The following is a 17,640-nucleotide window of genomic DNA, read 5'->3' as shown; positions in this document are numbered from 1 at the left end:
CCCATGCAAGGCGCACCTAAATAACCCGTCAATCCTAGAAAGATAGACGGGTTTGTATCACTCATGAAAATTATTTAAGCTGATAATTCTAGCAAGCTATTTAGGCTTTAAAATATTTCGATGTGTTTGCCAAAATTAAGACAGGCGCTAACGGGAGTAAAGTCCCAATTACAAGTGGCAAATCATAAGGAACTATGGACACTCTCAAAATAAGCATTAATGCCACCCACAGTAATAAACTTCCAATTAGTTTTCCCAAGTTTTTGCCATTCACCTTTGCCCGTTCTTCTTTTGTCATTGTATTATAACCTGCCATCAGCATCAGCCATTTACCACGTAACAATTGAACGCCCATCAGTATGAGTATTGCAGCAAGCGGTAACGCTAGTGCGGTATCACTGTGTATCATAGCAAATCTCTCCTTTTATGTAACTCCCTTTTCCTTTATTATATCAAGGTTTTACACATCCTCCAAATTTTAGTCTAAAACTTTCTATGAGAAAAATAAAGTGACTTAAGCATTTAAAAATTTGGGAGAATAAAAATCCAGGATGTAAATAAAATACAGAAATTTCACACCTCACAATCTCTATTTGCGTGAAAGTTAATTCTATGTAAAAATGAAGAATAGAGACTCGTAATTAGGTCAAGAACAAAAGGAGAACCAACGATGAACCAAGAAGATTTATACTCAATTCCCGTCATCACATTATGTGGATCGATTAAATTTATCAAACAATTTAGAGAAACAGAATCCGCTCTTACGCGAAAAGGCTTCGCTGTCCTCAGTCCTGCATTCTTCGAGCACACAAAAGGAGAACCCCTTTCTAAAGAAGAAGTGATCCAGCTCGGCACAATCCATCTCAGAAAGATCGAATTAGCTGATGAAATTTTTGTAATTGATGTTGATGGTTATATTGGTGAAAGCACACAAAGAGAAATTGAATACGCGACAAAGCACAATAAAAAAGTTCATTATTACTCTGAAGAACAGTAAATGGCAATATTATTCTTCATTTGACGTTTCTCAATGGTCGCAAGTATTTGAGATATGCGTAATAAATCCGCTGATATAAGGTTAATTTTCTTGAAGTGAGGTGTATAGTATTAAAAATTTAAAAAGTTTAGTGTCAATTGCTGATGGTTATATGAATGTTTACGAAACAGGTAAGGGAAATAAAGCAATAATTTTCTTATCAGGAGGGCTAACATCAAGTCCTATTTTAGATTTTAAAACTTTGTTTATCTGTTTAGAAGAAGATTTCAAAGTAGTTGTAGTTGAAAAATTTGGTTATGGTTTTAGTAGTGATACAGAAAAATCCCGTGATATTGATACAATTCTAGAGGAAACAAGGGAAGCGTTAAACAAAAAAGGAATTAAGCCACCATACATACTAGCTCCTCATTCTATGTCAGGTATAGAATCTTTGTACTGGTATAAAAAATACCCTCAAGAAATATCTGCAATTATAGGTTTAGATATGGCAACGTATGAAGCTTATGAAAACTTAAAGATTAGTTTAGTTGGTTTAAAGATAAATAGATTGCTTGTGAAGGCTAGAATAGCTAAACTATTTCCTAAAGCAGTTGAGTCAGATGCAGTAAAAAATGGTAATTTAACTCAAATTGAAAAGAATACCTATAAAGAACTATTTTATAAAAATTTTATTTCAGACGCCACTTTGAATGAGGTTAAGGAAATAAAAAGTAATAGTGAAAAAGTAAGAGATATTAATCTTAAATTATTACCTTTATTAGTATTCGTTTCTAATGGTAATGGAACAGGAATAAAAAAAAGCAAGTGGATTTCCATACAAGAGAATTTATACAATAAAAGTAAGCATGGTAAAATTGTCTATTATGATAGTCCACATTATATCCATAATCATAAGGCTAAGGAAATATCAGAAGAAATTAATGTTTTTATGAACGAGTTAACGTGATGAAGTCTTTAATTACTGTAATTATTTTGAGGGAAGTGTTTATAAAAGTTGGAGTTACTTTAGTTGGGGCAACGATTCCGGCTTCCACCATGTTTACCTATTCGCCGTTGGCTGCGTTAAAGCCAATACCTAAATCAACATTTTTTAATTTGTCTACGATACATATCTAAAAAAGCAAGCAAGTTTAGTTTTCGCTAACTTGCTTGTTTTCATTTTTTCGAACAACTTGTAAGGAGAGTCCTAAGCCATTCATAACTTTAAATACCGTTGTTAGGTTGGGAATATTGTCCAAATTTTCCAATCTAGAAATTTGACTATGATTCATATCTAATTTATCAGCTAACTGACGCGTCGTAAGATTTTGGCGTCTACGTTCTTCTTGAATAACCTTCACAAAATTGAGTATATCCTCTTGCTCAGTTGTTATTAATCCACGTTCTAAAGCATTCTTTTGAAACTCTTTAAGATTTGCCATGTTTATCGACCCTTTCTAACTCTGTATTATTTATTACTCCAGATAAATCGCGAAATACCTTCTATTAGTTTATAATAGTTTTTAATCACAATATTGGATTAGTTTGATAAAACAATAAGCCCAGATAGATCTGATACATAGAAATAAAGGTTCCGAATAAAAATCCGAGATAGCATTTAAGGAACTAGCTCTCCTCTTTATTACGGCACTAAAAGTTTCTTTCTATCCTTAATCTAACACATAAATGTATAATATGGATAAATTAGTAGATATATTATTATTGCTACCATTCATCGCAAGATTAGCAATACTCATTTGTGGGTTATATTATAGAAATACATAAGGAAAGAGGTACGCCTTTTATATGAAAATCAATCTCAATGAAATCACTCTGTACACAGCAGTAGAAGCATCTCGCCTTTTAAATAAAGATGATAGTTATATTAGTCAGCTATATAGAAAATATCCTCAGCGTTTTCCCGAAGGGTCTGTAAGAAAGCATGGGCGAGAATTAATTGTTACACCAGAAGCTATAGAAGCATTGTCATCTAATAAAGCTTAATAGCGATAGTACTACTGTTAAGCATGGCAATTCTAAATTTAAGGAGGAGAAAAACATGTCTACAATTTTTTATTTAGCATTGTTAATGTTAGCTTTATTTGGCTTAGGCATTGCAATTAAAAACTACAGAAACGTGAAATAATGGTTACTTCAGAATCTAGCAGTAGGAATTTCTGGAATCAAAAAGTTCTGCAGTTTCTAAAGGCAGTTTATGAATTGCCAGTTCCATTTTCCAAGTTTCAGAGCAGTGGAATGGTAATCGTGGTGCGATATTTTTGCCCCCTTTCTGCCCCCTTTTCATCTATTCCCCCAATAAAAGAAAAAAAGAACCTTGAGTTATCAAGGTTCTTTTCGTATTCTTACATCATTCCGCCCATCATTGATGGATCCATTGCTGGACCTGCTGGCGATTGTGGTTCTGGTTTGTCAGCAACAACTGCTTCAGTTGTTAACAATAATGCAGCAACAGAGGCAGCATTTTGTAAAGCTGAACGAGTTACTTTAGTTGGGTCAACGATTCCGGCTTCCACCATGTTTACCCATTCGCCGTTGGCTGCGTTAAAGCCAATACCTAAATCAACATTTTTTAATTTGTCTACGATTACTGAACCTTCGTAACCAGCATTTTCTGCGATTTGACGGATTGGTTCTTCAAGCGCACGGATCACGATTTTAAGACCTGTAGCGACATCGCCTTCAGCCTCAACTTTAGCGACAGAACCGATGACGTTCACAAGAGCAGTTCCCCCACCGGAAACCATGCCTTCTTCAACGGCCGCACGTGTTGCGTTTAGCGCGTCTTCAATACGTAATTTTAATTCTTTTAATTCTGTTTCAGTTGCAGCACCAACTTTGATGACCGCTACCCCACCAGCTAATTTAGCTAAGCGTTCTTGTAATTTTTCACGGTCAAAATCAGAAGTTGTTTCAGCAATTTGATTTTTAATTAATTGAACACGAGCATCAATCGCCACTTTTTCACCAGCGCCTTCGACGATGACTGTGTTATCTTTATCAACAACAACTTTGCTAGCATTTCCTAGGTTTTCGATTGCTGTATCTTTCAATTCTAAGCCTAAATCATCAGTAATTACTGTTCCGCCAGTTAGGACAGCAATATCTTCTAACATTGCTTTACGACGATCGCCGAAGCCTGGTGCTTTAACAGCAACTACGTTGAACGTTCCACGGATTTTATTTAGGACTAACGTTGGTAATGCTTCGCCATCCACATCATCAGCGATGATTAATAATGGACGAGATTGTTGTAAGATTTGTTCTAACAATGGCAAGATGTCTTGAATGTTAGAGATTTTTTTATCAGTGATTAAGATATATGGATTATCTAATGAAGCTTCCATTTTATCGTTATCAGTCACCATATATTGTGATAAGTAGCCGCGGTCAAATTGCATTCCTTCAACCACATCTAGCTCAGTTTCGATCCCTTTAGATTCTTCAATTGTGATCACGCCGTCGTTACCAACTTTTTCCATTGCGTCAGCAACCAATTGGCCAACACGTTCGTCACCAGAAGAAACTGCCGCAACTTGCGCAATTGCTTCTTTTGAATCCACAACTGTTGAGATTGCATGTAACTCTTCAACTGCTGCTTTTGTTGCTAATTCAATCCCACGACGAATGCCTAATGGGTTAGCACCAGCTGTAACGTTTTTCAAGCCTTCACGCACAATTGCTTGGGTTAAAACAGTGGCTGTTGTTGTTCCGTCACCAGCAATATCGTTAGTTTTAGAAGCTACTTCAGAAACTAATTTTGCACCCATATTTTCAAAATGATCTTCTAATTCGATTTCTTTGGCGATTGTCACGCCATCATTTGTGATTAATGGTGAACCGTAAGATTTTTCTAATACAACGTTTCTACCTTTAGGGCCTAAGGTTACTTTTACTGTATCCGCTAAAATATCTACGCCACGAAGCATTGCTGCACGGGCATCTTCTGCAAATTTAATGTCTTTTGCCATTTTCTTTTCCACCTCTAGAATTTATTTTAAAGTTTATGTTTATTCTACAATCGCAAGAATGTCTTTACCTGAAACGATCAAATACTCAGTTCCTTCGTATTTCACTGCTGTTCCAGCATATTTTTCAAACATTACTTGGTCGCCTTCTTTAACAGTTGCAGGAATCTTTTGACCATTTTCAAGTACTCGTCCTTCACCAACTGCGATAACTGTACCCGTTTGTGGTTTTTCTTTAGCAGATGAAGCTAAAACAATCCCTCCAACGCTTTTTTCTTCTTCTTTTGCGACTTCAATAATCACGCGATCGCCTAATGGTTTTAACACGATAAATCCCTCCGTTAACTAATAGTTAGATTTTAGCACTCTTATCTATCGAGTGCTAACTTACATTTCTAATAATACTCATTTCCGTATCAGTTTGCAAGTATTTTCTTTCGAATTTTTTTGAATAATTTTTGAAGCTTTTTTGAACTTTCCAGCTCGCATTTTTTCTACAAACAACCCCTCTTTACTCACCAAATCAGGACTATTTTCCTTAGGTATCTCATTTGCTCCTATAGAAAACGCAACACTCATTCCTCTCGCTACAGCCTGCGACTTTTTCTATGCTATAATTAAAAAAATGAAGGAGGGTGTTTGCCTATGTCTCTAAAAAAATATAGCTTTCTAACACTTTTCGTCTACGGACTTTCTCTACTAACACCCAGTCTACTGATTTACTGGGGATTTATGCCTAACGCTGATAAAATGCTCGTCATTCTTGGATTAACCTTCACACCTTACATGCTCAGCGTGATTCTATGTTCCTTACTAGGTGTCTTCTTACTCACCTATTTCTATAGGCATCAAAATGAACCCTTAACTTTCGAGCGCAAAAAATTCTCAGCTCTCAAAATCCTTCTTTTAGGAAGCGCTGGAATCTTCCTCTCTTTGGTTATTCAAAATTATGCATCACTTGTGGAAGCCTGGCTTTTTCAATCAACGCCTGAATCAAAAAATACTCAATCAATTACAGAAATGATTCTGAAGATGCCTATCTATGTGCTAGTCACCACTGTCACAGCGCCTATTATGGAAGAATTTGTCTTCAGAAGAGCCATTTTAGGCTTCGTCAGTCGCTATGCCAACTTTTTTATTGGCGCCGTCATTAGCTCCCTGTTCTTTGCCATTGCCCATCAAGATGGTCATCTCCTCATTTATTTTTCTCTAGGCTTCTTTTTTTCATTACTCTATTATTTTAGTGGCAGCATTTGGACTTCGGTCGTAACCCATATCGGCATGAATTTGGTCGTTATCCTGCTGCAATTCACTACTTACTAGAAAAAAAAGTCGTAGGCACCCTGAATTTACAAGGAACCTACGACTTTCTTTATTCTTTTCATTGATTTGTTACACAACCGCCTTCTACATTAACTATATCGAAAATAGTTCCGTCGCAGAATCAGGATCTGTATCATAAACTCTAAAGACTTCGCCTACACCGAGATCATTCTCTCTAAGTGTATTTTCCATCGTCATATGAGCCAATTCTTTCATGTTATTTTCTCTACTCAAATGCCCCAGATAAATTCGCTTCGTTTTATCGCCAATAATATCTGTCATAACCAAAGCGCCATCTTCATTAGATAAATGGCCATGATCGCCTAGGATTCGTTGTTTCAAACTCCAAGGATAACCACCCATCCGCAACATTTCTAAATCGTGATTACTTTCCATCAAGTAGGCATCTGCATCTTGAATAATCCCTCGTACATGATCGCTACAATAACCTGTATCAGTTAATACGACAAACGAATGATTGTCTTTATAAAAACGATAGAACTGAGGAGCTGCCGCATCATGTGAAACGCCGAAACTTTCAATATCCAAATCCCCTAATGTCAGCACTTTTCCCATCTCAAAAATGTGCTTTTGCGCCACATCAACCTTGCCAATCATATGATCCATCGCTGACCAGGTTTTTTCATTAGCATACACATCTAATTTATATTTGCGAGCAAGAACGCCGACCCCATGAATATGATCTTTGTGCTCATGCGTCACTAAAATCGCATCTAGATCCTCTGGCGAACGGCCCACTTCAGCCATTAATGAAGTGATTTTCTTACCACTCAACCCTGCATCCACTAGAATTCGCTTTTTATTGCTCTCTATATAAAGGGAGTTTCCTGTACTTCCACTAGCTAAAATACTGACTTTAAATGCTTCATTTGACTCCATAATTTGCAGCTTCTTCCCTTCTACTTCTACCATTATCTTGATATTTATCTGATATCGTGCTTTTTACCTGACTGATTGCACGACTGTTCGCTATCTATGCTATGTGCTATTCGCTAGTTGCCAATTTACATTTTGCACACAGCCAAGTCCACTTTATCAGACAAATCGATCACTCGCAACTCGTATTTCTCAATATTAATTGGCGAGGTCTATCTCTTCATCTAAATGCTAATTCATTAATCCTTGATTTTTGGTACGATGGCATTCGTGGTAATCGTATTACTGATGGCGTTGACACTTTCGACTTGAAGCGTCTTTTCATTGGTTTCGATGGCAATGAACCACACTGGCACATAGACATTTTTTTCCCGCACCTTCAAAATTCTCGAATAGGCCAACTGACTCCATTTAATTTTAGCCCCACTAGGAATGCGATTATTCGTATACAAGGTATTAATTGCATCATATTCTGTATAGAGATCCATCTTTTCACGCAGCGTCTCAATCTCATCAATATGCGTCTGGCTATACTTACTAATCTTCAGCAGCTCACCAGAACTCTCCAGACTCACTTCAATCTTAGCCGTCTCATCATAAAAAGGAATCTCCTCATAACTCTGCACAGCAACTAACTTTTGAAAGCCTTCCTTCGTGTTAGAAAAATTCTTCAGATAAGAATATTCATCGCCAAAAATGACACGATCCTTCTTCCGCAAAAATTCCGTCAAACTTTCCTCCACCTTATCGACATTGATATAAGAATCATTCCTCAAATTACTCGTTAAGGTATTTTCGGTCACGCTAATTCCCGCATCAATCAGAGGAGTACCGCCTGCTTCTTCACGGGCAGCATCTAAGGCAACCGCCATATCCGTCTGTTCTCCACTCAAATAATAACCTTCATGCTTTTCAGTGGAAAGTTTTTTAGCCATACTAATATTATCATTGGCAAGCCGTTTTTCAAGTGAATCGGTCTGATTGTAACGACTAATTAAACTTTCTTCATTTTGGCTCTCATTATAAATAGAAAATAAAAACATGTTCAGTCCTAAAAAGGCGATTAGGAAAATCCATTCGATTTTACGATAATCCATTTACTTCGCCTCCAATTCTGGTAACTTTTGGAGTAACTCTTTCGCTGAATACCACGTTTCTTCATATTGAACATACCATTCCGGCCGTAAATCAACCACCGATTTGGTATCTTTGATGACTTCCCAGGTATAGCCAATCATGACATTATTTATTTTCTCAACTAGGGCGCCTTCAGCAATCAGCTGTTGAATAATCTCGTTAGTGCTGACTAATTCAACCTCCTCATCCGAAGGAATCGGCACTTGAATCGTATTTCGGCTCGTCTCAATATGAATCGTGTACGCCGACTTTTTCCCGACTTGATTTGCCGCAGCTCGCTGAATATCAATACTCACCTTACCCTGTTTGCCATCGCCAAACACTGGAAATCCTTCGACAAATGTCCGATAATTCACGGTCCCTGAACTATAGTCAAAATAACGCAGATTGCCAATCGTATTGCCTAGCTTTTCAATGTAAGAAAAACTTCCCGAAAACAAATCCATTCGCTTGCCTTCACTAGGAATCTCCCCTTTAAAATCCACCACTTGATCGCTATCAGAAACTGACAGGACTTCACGCCCACTGTAGAATGAAAAGACCGAATTATTCTCCTGCACATTCTCCGGATTTTGGAAAAAAGCATTCCTAAATAGGGAAACCGGCTGTTGCGCTAAAATATAACTGTATTTTTTCAATTTAATTTTATTCTGAGTACTATACTGATGACCCAATATGGAGTCATTCGCTGGTTTCATAGCCAATAGCGACGCATTTTTTTGTGTCAAAAAGTCTTCAATTGCCTTCTTATTCACCTCAATAGTCGCCTCATAAACCGAAAACGTACTGTAATTCAAAAAACGGATTTTGTTCTTATCATAATCAATCTGAAGATGATTAAAATACAGATTCCCCTCATTTGCCGAGCTTAAATTCATCGACATTTTATAGGCATCATTGTACTTAGCTAATAAAAAGTTAGAAGCATAACCCATCTCAATCCCATTCTCAATCTGGCTATACGAAGCAAATGCCTCTTTATCCTCACTCACTTTTTTCTCAACCTTACCAATCTCAGCCTTGGTTAACTCTTTTTGAATATTTGTAATTAAATTTTCACTGGTACTCTCTTTGATTTCATTTTCGTCATACCAAACGACCCGCAACGGTAAAAAAGTCTCACTAGCAGTTCGGTAATTAATGGGCGTTGGCACAATCGGATTCGCTTCATTTGTCAGCTCTGTCGTTCCCTTATTAGCCGGACTTAGCCAAATAACGTAAGTAAAATACAGACTAAGTAGGATGAGACAAGCTAGACTAATCTGAATCACTCTCTCTGGTATCTTCATTCCCACCAATCCTCCTCATACGGTTCATAAGGAAGTGAAATATAAAAGGTCGAACCTTTTCCTTCCTTACTCTCCGCCCAAATAGAACCTCCGTGCGCCTTAATTACTTCTCTCGAAATGGCTAATCCCAGTCCAGTCCCACCTTGCGCCCGAGCTCGAGCTTTATCCACTCGATAAAAACGCTCAAAGACACGCGTTAAATCTTTTTTAGGAATCCCCAAGCCTTGATCACTAATACTTAAAACGACATTATTATGAGTTTCCAGTAAACGACACGTAATCGTGCCCCCATCTGGAGAATATTTAATTGCATTATTCATAATATTATCGATTACTTGAATCATTTTATCCGTGTCCACCTCAACCCATAAATCTCGTTGGGTAAACTCACGGCGAATCGTGTATTTCTTCTCTTGATTAGTCACCATCATATCAAAACGGTCTAAAACAAAACTGATCAATTCATTATAATTAACATATTCCTTTTGGATATTGGAATTCCCTGAGTCCATTCTCGACAAACTCAATAAATCATTGATCATCCGAATCATCCGGTCCGTTTCTTCCAAAGTCACATTTAAAAAATTCGGTGCAATCTCAGGATCCTGCCAAGCCCCTTCACTCAAAGCCTCAATATAACTTCTCATACTTGTTAAAGGCGTTCGTAATTCATGAGAAACGTTCGATACGAACTCACGCCGTTCACGCTCCGTTTTTTCCTGTTCAGTGACATCATGTAATACAGCCACTAGCCCACTAATAAAACCTGATTCACGACGAATCATAGCAAAATCAACACGCAAAATCATTTGATCCTTTTCTTGAGCTGAAAGGGAACGGTCTAAGATAATTTCATCAGAATCCTCTAAAAGTTTCCGCAAAGTATACTCTTCTTCAATATCCAACAAGGTCAAGATAGATTCGCCAATCGCCCCTTCTGTGGTCACATCCAATAAAGAAAGAGCCATCTCATTAATCGTAATAATCTTGCCCCGTCGATCCGTCGCAATAACGCCATCGGTCATATGCGACAACACGCTATCCAAACGATTCCGCTCAGACTCCATCGTATCCTGCGCCTCGGCAATCCGTTCAGACAACTGATTAAACGTATCCGCCAATTGTCCCAGCTCATCTTTTCCGTAAACCTGGACTTTCCCAGAATAATCTCCTCGCGCAATGCGCAACGCCTGCTCCTTCAATTCACCAATCGGCTGAGTAATCGAACGCGAAACAAGAACCGCCACGACAATCGAGATAAGTCCCGCAATCATCGAAGCTGTAAAGAAGATTAACGCCGTATCACTAATCTCTGAATATTTTTTTTCAATATCACTTTTAACGTAAAGAACCCCGATAGTGGCATCGCCAGTCGGGGACTGAATCGGTTGTATATTGATGTTCACTCGCTTGTCTGTACTTGGATCCAGCACGACCTCTTGTTTACTCGTAAAGTCGTTAGCTCGCGTATAATCATTTTTCTTACCGATAATACTGGAATCATTCGATCGATTCGTTGCTCGAACGATCCCCTTATCATCAATCACACGCACTTCCACCACATCAGGCAACGAGCTACTATTAATAATTCGTTGAATATTCGTCGTCACATCTTCTGTTTCTTGTCCGTCTTCACCCTTCTTGTTCAACTCGGGCCCCACTGTTGAGGCTAAACCCGTCACTCGAGAATTCATATCGCTAATAAAATTATTAATCGTTTCCTTCTCAAGACCACGAATAAAATAAGCCCCTATAATCTGAATAGCAATCAGCAAAATCAAAATAAACGCTAAGGCAATCTTGAAATTCACCGATTGATAAAAACGAACTTTAGTCTTCATGCACGTACCCTCTTATTCCTGTTCCGGATTACGTAAATAATAACCAACACCACGTCTGGTCACTAAATAATTCGGATGACTCGGATTATCTTCAATCTTCTCACGTAAGCGGCGAACCGTTACATCGACTGTCCGAACATCACCAAAATAGTCATAGCCCCAAACGGTTTGCAATAAGTGTTCACGCGTCATCACTTGACCAATATGTTTCGCCAAATAGAACAACAATTCAAACTCACGATGCGTCAATTCGATTGTTCCGCCATGTTTTGTCACCATGTAAGCATCCGGATGAATCGTTAAATCACCAATCGACAACTCAGCTGGTGCCGCATCCTCCGCTTCTTTGGCTGGCACTGCCCCACGTCTCAAATTCGCTTTAACACGCGCCACTAATTCACGGTTAGAAAACGGCTTCGTCACATAGTCATCCGCGCCCAATTCTAGACCCAAAACTTTGTCAATCTCCGAATCCTTCGCCGTTACCATAATAATCGGCATGTCATGTGTCTTTCTGACTTCACGAGCCACTTCTAGCCCATCCATTTTTGGCAACATTAAATCAAGTAAAATCAAGTCTGGTTCCACTTCTTTAACCTGTTCCAATGCTTCCTCGCCATCGTAGGCTGTAAACACTTCATAGCCTTCTTTTGTTAAATTGAACTTCACAATATCTGAAATTGGTTTTTCATCATCCACTACTAATATTTTCTTCATTAGAAGCCACCTCGGTTTCATATTTATCTCTACTTTAATAACACTGTACATTTATCTTTCACGTACATTTACAGATACGACTATTATACCTCATTTCTGTGATTCTTTCATCCTTGGGAAATTAAGGGTGGGGTGAGAACCCTGCTAGCCTATTTCTCTGCAATTACTAGGCGCTTATTCGATGGGAGTTTTCGATTATTGATTGTAGCTTACTACTAATCAATAGATAGTTGAAAAGACAATAGGCCTAAAAATCATTTTTGATTTTTAGGCCTATTGTTAGAATGAATTGTGAGTTAAATCTTTGTTGCTCATCTCCAAATGAAATCAATATCCTCTATCTCATTTTATCAATGGAAACCCACTGTTTTATTTTTGCAGACTCATAAATTGCAAGTACAACTGAAAGTGAGTCAACTGCATCCTCACTGGCTAGACAAGCTCGTAATGGATTTTCTTGACCTTCTAATTCATGCGAGAAAGTTCTGAGTAGCTGTTGATGCCCATTGCCCCAATAATCTTTTCCGGAAGCAGTTCCAGTACTTGTTTGAATTTCAACTTTCTTCCCGTCTACGAATAACTCTTCATTAGTCAAAGTGACGGTTGCCTCCTCGTAATCAAAGACAATCTCGGGAGTTGCATTCTGACTGTAACTATTCGTGGCATACAAAGTGAGAGGGATATCTGGATTCATAATAGCGGTTGCCATTGCTGTATCCTCTACTTCGATGACTTCATCCAATAGTGAAGTCATAATTTCTCCCTTAATCTTTTGAGGAATACCTACTAGCCAGGTGATTGCATCAATTGAATGGATTGCTTGATTAATTAAAACTCCTCCACCTTCTTTGACCCAGGTTCCCTTCCAATCGGATGAGTCGTAATAATCAGCTTTTCGACACCAAGTTAAAATACCTCTTATCCCTCTTAACTTACCGAACTTTTCTGCCATTACCCATTCTTTTAATTGAACAAACGAAGGGTTAAACCGATTTTGGTAACATACGTGATATTGTACGCTCTCACTAGCAGCTACTTGAAGTACGCGCTTTGCATCTTCTAGTGTTGTTGCCATTGGCTTTTCACACAGTACGTGCTTTTTATTGGTTAAGGCCGCAATTGACATCTTTGCATGCAGGTAATGAGGGGTGGCAATAATTACGGCATCTATAGAGGAATCTTGCAACATTTCTTGATACGAACGATAAAACTGACAATTAAATTCTCTCGAAAATGCTTCACCTTTTTTCTCATCTGTATCACAGCACGCCTTCAATTCAACATTTGCAACAGTTACTAATCCTAATGCGTGTGTTCTAGCAATTCCACCACAGCCGATTATTCCAAAATGTAACAAACTAAGCCCTCTCCTTATCAATACGTATTCTTCGTATCTAGTACTCGTTCCTCAGTATCCTTCTCATTTGACGCAGCTATCCTTTTATTTAGCTCTGAAAGAAATAGATCTTCATCTATCGGTAAAGAAACCCAATTGTCTGTCCAAGATGATAAATGGATGGCATTTGAAATACTCAATCCCAAAATCCCATCGCTTGCTGGGGAAACAAGTTCCTCATCAAACAAAATGTTATTAATAAAATTCTGAGTAATTTTCAAATGTCCTGAATCTCCATCAAATTGAACTGGGATTTTGATTTCCCAGACTTCAGGCTCTCCAAATCCTCCAGAATACGTTTCATTCCATTCTGCTTCATCGACACGTGTTTGCCAAAACTTCAGCTGCTCTTCTTCTATTACGATTTTCCCTTTGGATCCGACAATCTCAAAACGATTCGTTCCAGGAGTTTCTGTCGTAGTCGTCACAAAAAGTCCAGTTGCTCCATTCTCATATTCTACATATGCGGTTACTTCGGTCTCTACCTCGACGTCTCTTCGCTTGCCGTAATAGGCAAAGCTAAATATTCGACTAGGCATACCAGCTATCCATTGCCATAAATCTAGTTGATGTGGGTCTTGATTTAAAAGAACCCCACCTCCTTCGCCTTTCCAAGTAGCACGCCAACCACCAGAGTTATAATAACTTTGCGAACGATACCAGTTAGTGATAATCCAATTAGTTCTTCTGAGCTCTCCAATCTCGCCATTTTGTACGAGTTCTCTAGCTTTTTGATACATTGGATTCATTCGCTGATTATACATAAGAGACAACGTCAGTTGAGGATTTTGATTCCCCACCTCAATCATTTCTCGCACTTTTTTTGTATAGACGCCTGCGGGTTTTTCGACTAGTACATGCTTGCCAGCTTTTAAAGCTTCAATCGCTAAAACTGGATGCGCATAATGAGGTGTAGCAATAATTACTGCATCAACTTCTTCGTCCATAAAGACTTCCTCATCTGTCGAATAATACTTACAAGAATCTGTTAACTTTTCTTTCACTCTGGTTAATTTCTCGGGATTCGTATCACAGAGGCCTACTAATTCAACGCCTGATAGCTTACCAGACAAAACATTCTCCAAATGTAACGTGCCGATATTTCCGACTCCGATAATTACTAACCTAACTTTATCCATCATTTCCACTCCTGGTTCATCTCATCTACTAAGATGTGCTTCAACGCATCACTTGCAAGGGTGAACAACTTTTCACCATCACCTTGATTATTATCAATCGAAAGACCGCTCTTTTCTAGTGAAGTGAAACTCTCAAAAATAGTTAAGTGAGGTTCTAAAGAAGCATAGCCAGTATAACCTTGTGCTACCAAACGCTCCAACACCTCTTTTACGTTACCATCTCCTTCACCCGCCGGAACGACTTTGCCAGTTTCGAATAAAGCATCTTTGATGTGAAGATACCCAATATGATCTTTTAATAATTGGTAAGCGTAGGGATATACTTCGATTCCACATTGAACAAAATTAGCTGGGTCGAAAGCTAACTTAAGCTGCGGATTATTTAATGAATTTACTAAATCTAAACAACGTGACGGAATATCGCCAAAAATATCTTTTTCATTTTCATGCAATAAAGTAATTTCAGGATATGCTTTAGCGATTGTTAAAAACTGCTGCCAACGATTGATTACTTCATCTCGATATTGCTCAATTGGTTCACCTTCTGGTAGATAAAAACTAAACATTCGAATATAAGGACTTTCAAAAATTCTTGCTAATGTAAGCACATGCTTAAATAATTCCATTTGCTCATCAAAGTCGGCTAAAATATCAGCCTTACCTATTGGCGAACCTATGCTTGATACGACAATTCCTTCACCATCTAAAATTTTTTTATAAGCCAACGCTTCTTCTTCACTCAGTTCACTCACATTTTTATCACCTATACTACGAAGCTCAATATGCGTAATTCCATTTGCTTTTAACCCACTTATCTGTTTATGGAGATCTGGATCAATCTCATCAGCAAATCCTGTAATGACAAAGTTATGCATTGTTTTCACCTCTTCTACTCTTTTCATAGTCGATTAATTTTAATCGCTCCACACCAGCTAAAGCGACAATCCCAATCCCGTGAGTATCATTCTTACGCCAATTTAATTGCTTATAATACCTGCGAGAAAAGCTAAAACCAGACCCTTGACAAGTCCCATATAGATTTCCAAATTGATCTATGCATTCGCTTGCTAATCCTTGCCATGCTTTCTCCACTGCCACAAGAGCTTGATTGTTTAGTTGCGAATCTAGATAACCTTTACGAATTCCTCGAGCCATCGCGCAAATAAACATAGCCGTCGAAGAGCTTTCTAAATACGTAAACGTCTCATCTAGAACTTGATTCCACAGCCCTGATTCATCTTGAACAGCCAATACCCCTTCAATCATTTGATTATAAAAATCTTTTATTAATTCATATCTGCGATTGCTTTCAGGCAATACATCCAATAATTCTGATAAAGAAAATAGTACCCAACCGTTTCCTCTACTCCACGGAATCAAATTAGCCGTTTGAGTTCGTGTATCAAATATATGACTCATCAACTTTGTTTCTTCAATAAACATACGCTTTTTAAAACAGCAAAATTGTGAAATTGAGTCTTCAAGATAGCGCTCATCGCCACTTGCTTTATAATAACTAACTAAAAATGGCACACTCATATATAAATCATCTGCCCACATCGTATCATTATAGCGAGAGAACGCACCGTCTGACTCTCGCTTTTGCTTCTCTAAAATATGATACGCAATTTTCCCGGTCATCTCTTTAGTAATTTCATCATCTTTTTCTATCTCACCATCATGAGTACTTTCGATTTTTAAAAATGTACTCCCAAATGAGCCGCAATCATCTAACTCTTCCATCCAATAGAAATGTGAGTGAATCCCTAAAAAATTATAGTTATCACGATCCCATTTGCAATAGTTATAATACTCTTTAATCTGCTGAATATTTTTTTGAACATACGTACCAATCTCTTGATTACCAAAAAAGTTCGCCGTCTCGTACATACCATAGAGAGACACACCCATGGGATAATTCCAATAGCCAAATAGAGGCGTTTGAGAAAGCATCCTAATCGGACGATTTTCTTCGAAAGAACGCCAATAAATTTGTTCTCCCTTAGGATCTTGATGCAGCGTAGACCACTTAAATGACTCACTAGTGATTGTTTCGTCGATTGGACCACAATAATAGATTTTCTTATCAAGGTTTTCATCTTCGTATTCATCATCTGTCAGACAAATAGATAAACTGTCCATAAAAAAATTCTTGCCAGTATAGAGTAAATTTGAGTAGCCATCCGTACTCTCTAAACTTTCTTTTTGGCCGTTGACTATCAGTTCTTTCTGGCCATCCATCACTTTATAAAACTGGCCAGTTCCCCTGTATTGAAATGTCTGATACGGATCTTCTACAGGAATTTTGAGTAAGTAAGTCCCGAGGCCATCGTGCTGCTCATCAGTAGCCTCGATTATTGAAACAGTCTTTTGGTGCTTTGAAAGGTGTCGAATCTTAAAGCCTAACTTGTCTTTACTCTGATAAAAATAGATTGGTACCCATCTAGTATTCGTCGTACCGATCTTAAAGCCACAGCCCATAGGTGTCTTTTCGGTATAGATATTTAAATGATTTTCCCCTTTCTTCAAGGTGAATGTCACTTCATTTCTCACACGAAAGTTTTCTTGATACTCCTTACTATCAAAAACAATTTCTTTATTAATATGACAAAGAATTGGACCATAAGACCAAAGCTGCAGAGTAACCTGCATTTCTTCAAAAGAATAAATGAAGCTTTCTGCAACAAAGTCACTCCCAATTGATGCGTCTGGAAAAAGCTGATTAAGATCAATACTCACCGAACCGTCTCGATCTACCTCATGATAACTAGGATATTGCAAAGTAGGTCGCAAAGGTGTTGCCGGGTTTTCACCAATAAATCGTTTTAATAAAGCCTCAATCAATCCTTTCGAATCTGCACCAAATGCCTCTTTTCCACTCATCTTTTCATCAAAATATCTATCCCTACGCACTCTATCAACTTCCTTCTACAATCATT

The 17,640-nt window shown here is 38.0% G+C and carries 18 protein-coding genes; 4 read left to right on the top strand and 14 right to left on the bottom strand.

Translation table 11 applies throughout. The annotated features are described in order from the left end of the window. Window positions 1–100: 100 nt before the first annotated feature. Window positions 101–409 carry a DUF3784 domain-containing protein gene (locus BAU15_RS03050; RefSeq protein ID WP_161841263.1) on the bottom strand — a complete coding sequence of 103 codons (309 nt, stop codon included), beginning with the start codon at window positions 407–409 and terminating at the stop codon, window positions 101–103. Window positions 410–670: 261 nt separating this feature from the next. On the opposite strand from BAU15_RS03050, the gene BAU15_RS03045 reads away from it, so the two are divergent. After that, on the top strand, window positions 671–997 hold the full coding sequence (locus BAU15_RS03045) for a DUF4406 domain-containing protein (RefSeq protein ID WP_202622692.1): 327 nt from the start codon (window positions 671–673) through the stop codon (window positions 995–997). Between the two features lie 100 nt (window positions 998–1,097). Continuing rightward, window positions 1,098–1,943 carry an alpha/beta fold hydrolase gene (locus BAU15_RS03040; protein WP_237580113.1) on the top strand — a complete coding sequence of 282 codons (846 nt, stop codon included), beginning with the start codon at window positions 1,098–1,100 and terminating at the stop codon, window positions 1,941–1,943. A 184-nt stretch (window positions 1,944–2,127) separates the two neighbouring features. Here BAU15_RS03040 and BAU15_RS03035 read toward each other — a convergent pair whose 3' ends face one another. Beyond that, entirely contained in the window at window positions 2,128–2,418 is a 291-nt protein-coding gene (locus BAU15_RS03035; protein ID WP_161841262.1) for a helix-turn-helix domain-containing protein, read from the bottom strand. 364 nt (window positions 2,419–2,782) lie between these two features. Here BAU15_RS03035 and BAU15_RS03030 point away from each other — a divergent pair, with 364 nt between their 5' ends. After that, window positions 2,783–2,980: a helix-turn-helix domain-containing protein gene (locus BAU15_RS03030; protein WP_161841261.1), complete on the top strand. Its 198-nt coding sequence runs from the start codon at window positions 2,783–2,785 to the stop codon at window positions 2,978–2,980. Between the two features lie 359 nt (window positions 2,981–3,339). Here the strand turns inward: BAU15_RS03030 and groL are convergent, their stop codons facing one another. The 3 genes from groL to BAU15_RS03015 all read right to left on the bottom strand — a co-directional run bounded on the left by groL (window position 3,340) and on the right by BAU15_RS03015 (window position 5,541). Then, window positions 3,340–4,965: a chaperonin GroEL gene (groL, locus tag BAU15_RS03025; RefSeq protein WP_161841260.1), complete on the bottom strand. Its 1,626-nt coding sequence runs from the start codon at window positions 4,963–4,965 to the stop codon at window positions 3,340–3,342. Window positions 4,966–5,004: 39 nt separating this feature from the next. Then, complete coding sequence (gene groES / locus BAU15_RS03020) at window positions 5,005–5,289, bottom strand: co-chaperone GroES (protein WP_161841259.1); 285 nt, start codon at window positions 5,287–5,289, stop codon at window positions 5,005–5,007. A 78-nt stretch (window positions 5,290–5,367) separates the two neighbouring features. Further along, on the bottom strand, window positions 5,368–5,541 hold the full coding sequence (locus BAU15_RS03015; RefSeq protein ID WP_161841258.1) for a hypothetical protein: 174 nt from the start codon (window positions 5,539–5,541) through the stop codon (window positions 5,368–5,370). A 66-nt stretch (window positions 5,542–5,607) separates the two neighbouring features. On the opposite strand from BAU15_RS03015, the gene BAU15_RS03010 reads away from it, so the two are divergent. Further along, window positions 5,608–6,285, top strand: a complete 678-nt coding sequence (locus BAU15_RS03010) for a CPBP family intramembrane glutamic endopeptidase (RefSeq protein ID WP_161841257.1) — start codon at window positions 5,608–5,610, stop codon at window positions 6,283–6,285. Between the two features lie 93 nt (window positions 6,286–6,378). Here the strand turns inward: BAU15_RS03010 and BAU15_RS03005 are convergent, their stop codons facing one another. From BAU15_RS03005 to BAU15_RS02965, 9 genes are all read right to left on the bottom strand, one after another. Then, on the bottom strand, window positions 6,379–7,188 hold the full coding sequence (locus BAU15_RS03005; protein WP_161841295.1) for an MBL fold metallo-hydrolase: 810 nt from the start codon (window positions 7,186–7,188) through the stop codon (window positions 6,379–6,381). 233 nt (window positions 7,189–7,421) lie between these two features. After that, complete coding sequence (locus BAU15_RS03000; RefSeq protein ID WP_161841256.1) at window positions 7,422–8,279, bottom strand: two-component system regulatory protein YycI; 858 nt, start codon at window positions 8,277–8,279, stop codon at window positions 7,422–7,424. Next, window positions 8,280–9,608 carry a YycH family regulatory protein gene (locus BAU15_RS02995; protein WP_161841255.1) on the bottom strand — a complete coding sequence of 443 codons (1,329 nt, stop codon included), beginning with the start codon at window positions 9,606–9,608 and terminating at the stop codon, window positions 8,280–8,282. It lies immediately after the preceding gene. Beyond that, the gene (walK, locus tag BAU15_RS02990) at window positions 9,605–11,449 is read right to left on the bottom strand and encodes a cell wall metabolism sensor histidine kinase WalK (RefSeq protein ID WP_161841254.1); all 1,845 of its coding nucleotides are present in this window, start codon (window positions 11,447–11,449) and stop codon (window positions 9,605–9,607) included. Before walK ends, BAU15_RS02995 begins: the two co-directional genes overlap by 4 nt. Window positions 11,450–11,461: 12 nt before the next feature. Beyond that, window positions 11,462–12,166, bottom strand: a complete 705-nt coding sequence (yycF, locus tag BAU15_RS02985; RefSeq protein ID WP_161841253.1) for a response regulator YycF — start codon at window positions 12,164–12,166, stop codon at window positions 11,462–11,464. A 337-nt stretch (window positions 12,167–12,503) separates the two neighbouring features. Then, window positions 12,504–13,523, bottom strand: a complete 1,020-nt coding sequence (locus BAU15_RS02980) for a Gfo/Idh/MocA family protein (protein ID WP_161841252.1) — start codon at window positions 13,521–13,523, stop codon at window positions 12,504–12,506. A gap of 17 nt (window positions 13,524–13,540) precedes the next feature. After that, window positions 13,541–14,701, bottom strand: a complete 1,161-nt coding sequence (locus tag BAU15_RS02975) for a Gfo/Idh/MocA family protein (RefSeq protein ID WP_161841251.1) — start codon at window positions 14,699–14,701, stop codon at window positions 13,541–13,543. Continuing rightward, window positions 14,701–15,576: a sugar phosphate isomerase/epimerase family protein gene (locus tag BAU15_RS02970; RefSeq protein WP_161841250.1), complete on the bottom strand. Its 876-nt coding sequence runs from the start codon at window positions 15,574–15,576 to the stop codon at window positions 14,701–14,703. The genes BAU15_RS02975 and BAU15_RS02970 overlap by 1 nt, the downstream gene beginning before the upstream one ends. Then, on the bottom strand, window positions 15,569–17,614 hold the full coding sequence (locus BAU15_RS02965) for a glycoside hydrolase family 88/105 protein (protein ID WP_161841249.1): 2,046 nt from the start codon (window positions 17,612–17,614) through the stop codon (window positions 15,569–15,571). Before BAU15_RS02965 ends, BAU15_RS02970 begins: the two co-directional genes overlap by 8 nt. Window positions 17,615–17,640 lie beyond the last annotated feature (26 nt).

This window comes from Candidatus Enterococcus huntleyi (genome assembly GCF_009933175.1).
GTDB classification, from domain to species: domain Bacteria; phylum Bacillota; class Bacilli; order Lactobacillales; family Enterococcaceae; genus Enterococcus_K; species Enterococcus_K huntleyi.
The sequence above is the reverse complement of the archived record's forward strand: the minus strand, read 5'-3'. Positions and strand labels throughout refer to the sequence as shown.

Excerpts from the sequence above, each read along its gene's own strand:
- BAU15_RS02970 (WP_161841250.1), bottom strand. The coding sequence starts at position 15,576 with ATGCATAACTTTGTCATTACAGGATTTGCTGATGAGATTGATCCAGAT.
- BAU15_RS02975 (WP_161841251.1), bottom strand. The coding sequence starts at position 14,701 with ATGGATAAAGTTAGGTTAGTAATTATCGGAGTCGGAAATATCGGCACG.
- BAU15_RS03010 (WP_161841257.1), top strand. The coding sequence starts at position 5,608 with ATGTCTCTAAAAAAATATAGCTTTCTAACACTTTTCGTCTACGGACTT.
- BAU15_RS03050 (WP_161841263.1), bottom strand. The coding sequence starts at position 409 with ATGATACACAGTGATACCGCACTAGCGTTACCGCTTGCTGCAATACTC.
- BAU15_RS03035 (WP_161841262.1), bottom strand. The coding sequence starts at position 2,418 with ATGGCAAATCTTAAAGAGTTTCAAAAGAATGCTTTAGAACGTGGATTA.
- BAU15_RS03030 (WP_161841261.1), top strand. The coding sequence starts at position 2,783 with ATGAAAATCAATCTCAATGAAATCACTCTGTACACAGCAGTAGAAGCA.
- yycF (WP_161841253.1), bottom strand. The coding sequence starts at position 12,166 with ATGAAGAAAATATTAGTAGTGGATGATGAAAAACCAATTTCAGATATT.
- BAU15_RS03045 (WP_202622692.1), top strand. The coding sequence starts at position 671 with ATGAACCAAGAAGATTTATACTCAATTCCCGTCATCACATTATGTGGA.
- BAU15_RS03000 (WP_161841256.1), bottom strand. The coding sequence starts at position 8,279 with ATGGATTATCGTAAAATCGAATGGATTTTCCTAATCGCCTTTTTAGGA.
- groL (WP_161841260.1), bottom strand. The coding sequence starts at position 4,965 with ATGGCAAAAGACATTAAATTTGCAGAAGATGCCCGTGCAGCAATGCTT.
- BAU15_RS02995 (WP_161841255.1), bottom strand. The coding sequence starts at position 9,608 with ATGAAGATACCAGAGAGAGTGATTCAGATTAGTCTAGCTTGTCTCATC.
- walK (WP_161841254.1), bottom strand. The coding sequence starts at position 11,449 with ATGAAGACTAAAGTTCGTTTTTATCAATCGGTGAATTTCAAGATTGCC.
- BAU15_RS03015 (WP_161841258.1), bottom strand. The coding sequence starts at position 5,541 with ATGAGTGTTGCGTTTTCTATAGGAGCAAATGAGATACCTAAGGAAAAT.